The organism is Pseudomonas sp. RL_105y_Pfl2_101 (assembly GCF_963970585.1).
Lineage (GTDB): Bacteria > Pseudomonadota > Gammaproteobacteria > Pseudomonadales > Pseudomonadaceae > Aquipseudomonas.
In genome coordinates, this window is sequence record NZ_CAXAPG010000100.1 from 1 (window position 1) to 2215 (window position 2215).

The window sequence follows — 2215 nt, forward strand, 5'->3', positions numbered from 1 at the left end:
CTACCTCAACTCAACAGCACTTGGGCCCACCCTTGCCACCGTAACGAGCCTCCTGGCGTTCGCGAAAGAACGCCTCGTAGTCCATCAGCGGTTTGTCCGGGTGCTTGGTTTGCATGTGCTCGACGTAGTTGTCGTAGTCGGGCATGCCGACCATCAGGCGGGCGGCCTGACCGAGGTATTTGCCGAGGCGACTCAAGTCATTGAACATCGTTGCAACCCCCTATCAAGCGTCCGGCAGAGCCTGGAATGGCGCTTCTTTATCCGTGCGTTCCTTGGTGCCCCAGGCGGCGATGCCGACCTTGAGCGCGTAGAACAGGATGCTGAAGACCACGAACAGGAACAATGCCGTCAGCGTCGCGTTGGTGTAGGCGTTGAACACCACGTGCTGCATCTGCTCGATGCTCTTGGCCGGGGCCAGGACCTGGCCGGCGGCCAGGGCATCGTTGTATTTGCGCGCCAGGGCCAAAAAGCCGATCGCCGGGTTGGCGTCGAACAGCTTGATCAGGCCCGCGGTGGTGGTGCAGATCAGCAGCCAGGCCGCCGGCAGCAGCGTGACCCAGACGTAGCGCTGGCGCTTCATCTTGATCAGTACCACGGTGGCGAGCATCAGGGCGATACCGGCCAACATCTGGTTGGAAATGCCGAACAGCGGCCACAAGGTGTTGATGCCGCCCAGCGGATCGATCACGCCCTGGTACAGCAGGTAGCCCCACAGCGCCACGCAACCGGCGGTGGCGATCAGGTTGGCCGGCCAGGATTCAGTGCGCTTGAGCGAAGGCACGAACGAGCCGAGCAAGTCCTGCAGCATGAACCGCCCGGCACGGGTGCCGGCGTCCACGGCGGTGAGAATGAACAGCGCTTCGAACAGGATCGCGAAGTGGTACCAGAACGCCATGGTGTTCTCACCCGGCAGCACCGAGTGCAGGATCTGCGCGATCCCGACCGCCAAGGTCGGCGCACCGCCGGCACGGGCCAGCACGGTGGTCTCGCCGATGTCCTTGGCCACCGCTTGCAGCGCCTCGGGGGTGATTGCAAAACCCCAACTGCTGACGGTCTGGGCCACGGCCACCACGTCACCGCCGACGATCGCCGCCGGACTGTTCATGGCGAAATACACGCCCGGCTCGATGACCGAAGCGGCCACCATGGCCATGATCGCCACGAAGGACTCCATCAGCATGCCGCCGTAACCGATGTAGCGGGCGTTGGTTTCGTTATCCAGCAGCTTGGGCGTGGTGCCCGAGGAGATCAGCGCGTGGAAGCCCGAGACCGCGCCGCAGGCGATGGTGATGAACAGGAACGGGAACAGCCCGCCCTTCCACACCGGCCCCGTGCCGTCGGTGAACTGGGTCAGCGCCGGCATTTTCAGCTCGGGCATGGTGACCAGGATGCCGATCGCCAGGGCGACGATGGTGCCGATCTTGAGGAAGGTCGACAGGTAGTCCCGCGGCGCCAGGATCAGCCACACCGGCAGCACCGCCGCGACAAAACCGTAGCCGATCAGCATCCAGGTGATCTGGATCCCGGTAAAGGAAAAGGCCTTGGCCCAGACCGGATCGGCAGCGATCTGCCCGCCCAGCCAGATCGAGCCCAGCAGCAACAGCACGCCAATGACCGAGATTTCACCGATGCGGCCCGGGCGGATGTAGCGCATGTAGATGCCCATGAACATCGCGATCGGAATGGTCGCCATCACCGTGAAAATGCCCCACGGGCTCTCGGCCAGGGCTTTGACCACGATCAGCGCCAGCACCGCGAGGATGATGATCATGATCAGGAAGCAGCCAAACAGCGCGATGGTGCCGGGGATGCGGCCCATTTCCTCGCGCACCATGTCGCCCAGGGAGCGACCGTTGCGGCGGGTGGACAGGAACAGGACCATGAAGTCCTGCACCGCACCGGCCAGCACCACGCCGGCGATCAACCAGAGCGTACCAGGCAGGTAGCCCATCTGCGCCGCCAGTACCGGCCCGACCAGCGGCCCGGCACCGGCAATGGCCGCGAAGTGGTGGCCGAAAAGGATGTGTTTGTTGGTCGGGACGTAGTCCAGGCCATCGTTGTTGAGCACGGCAGGGGTGGCCCGGCGCGCATCGAGTTGCATCACGTTATTGGCGATGAAGAGGCTGTAGTAGCGGTAGGCGACCAGGTAGATGGCCACGGCCGCGACGACGATCCAGAGGGCGTTGATGGGTTCGCCGCGGCGCAAGGCCACGAC

The 2215-nt window shown here is 64.1% G+C and carries 2 protein-coding genes; both read right to left on the minus strand.

The features are described 5' to 3' along the window. Positions 1–10 precede the first annotated feature (10 nt). Positions 11–208, minus strand: a complete 198-nt coding sequence (locus tag AACY31_RS28520) for a YbdD/YjiX family protein (RefSeq protein WP_003201656.1) — start codon at positions 206–208, stop codon at positions 11–13. A gap of 15 nt (positions 209–223) precedes the next feature. Next, positions 224–2215 (minus strand): carbon starvation CstA family protein (locus AACY31_RS28525; RefSeq protein WP_339483794.1); only part of this gene is annotated, 1992 nt, incomplete at its 5' end.

Excerpts from the sequence above, each read along its gene's own strand:
- AACY31_RS28520 (WP_003201656.1), bottom strand. The coding sequence starts at position 208 with ATGTTCAATGACTTGAGTCGCCTCGGCAAATACCTCGGTCAGGCCGCC.